Source organism: Mesorhizobium album (assembly GCF_033977205.1).
In the GTDB taxonomy this organism is placed as follows: Bacteria; Pseudomonadota; Alphaproteobacteria; order Rhizobiales; family Rhizobiaceae; genus Mesorhizobium; species Mesorhizobium album.
Window position 1 is genome coordinate 1 of record NZ_JAVIIW010000135.1, and the last position, 1,087, is coordinate 1,087.

Genomic DNA, 1,087 nt, shown 5'->3' on the forward strand with positions numbered 1-1,087 from the left:
CGAGCGAGGGCGATGATCGCGGTCTTCTTGTACCGGCCGCCATTCTGGGCGACCCTCGCCCTGAACCACTGACTGAGCGCGGAATTGGGTTGATGACGCACCCAGAGCCACGCAACCTGGACAAGTGTCGACCGGAGCCTGGGGTTGCCGGACTTCGAGACCCCCTGCTCGCAATTAATCTGCCCGCTTTGCCAGGGCGTTGGCACCAATCCGGCGTAGGCGGCAACCTGTCGTCGATTGTCAAACTTGCGCGATAATCCCTCAGACCACAGGACGGCCGCGAACTCCGGACCTATTCCCTTGAGGCAGAGCAGCAGGGCCGGTGTTGGCACATCAGCCGCGACGAGCAAGGCGTCGCGTGCCTCTTCAACATCCTTGATCTGCTGGATCAGCAACTCGATGCGATCAAGCTCGCGGCTGATCTGCGCCTTGAGCGCCGGCGGCAGTGGACGCCCATCTCCGGTAATCAGCGCGTCGAGACATTTGCGTCGATCGTTTTTCAACGGTTCGTATCCGGACACACCTTGGCTGAACAAAAGGCCCTTTATCCTGTTGACGTGCCTGATCCGCTCGTTCGTTAGCGCCTTCCGCTCGCGCACCAATCGGCGACGGTCTTCCGCCTCCGGCGTTGGCACTCGCAACATCGCGCAAACCCGAGGCTCGCCGCGGTTGTAGGCCAACAACGCCCGAACCAGTGCTTCCCCGTCAATCCTGTCGGTCTTGGCCCGCCGACGGCGACGCGATGTGGCGATGGATGCCGGGTCGACGACATAGCTCTCGATGCCTTCGCGTTCGAGGACCCGATGTATCCAGAATCCATCCAGACCAGCTTCCTGGATGGATATGACCCTGAAGCTCTGCCCTGTCCGCACTTCCGCCTTTCGTTGCAGCTCTGCGAAGTGATCGAGCAAACTCGGAATGTCGCCCCCCGACACGAGGTGTCTCGACATTCTCTCGCCCCCACCTGGCGAGAGCGAAGTCACGAGCCATTTTGAACGAGACAGTTCTAACGAGACAAATATTGCAGCAAGATCGACGCGGATCGCGGCCGGGGCTTTGGTGGTGTTGGCTTGCATGCTGACCTCCA

1 protein-coding gene is annotated in these 1,087 nt (G+C 60.7%); it reads right to left on the bottom strand.

All coding sequences use genetic code 11. The features are described 5' to 3' along the window. Positions 1-1,076: IS110 family RNA-guided transposase (locus RFN28_RS34580; RefSeq protein WP_320291595.1), on the bottom strand; the 1,076-nt coding region annotated here is incomplete at its 3' end. Positions 1,077-1,087 lie beyond the last annotated feature (11 nt).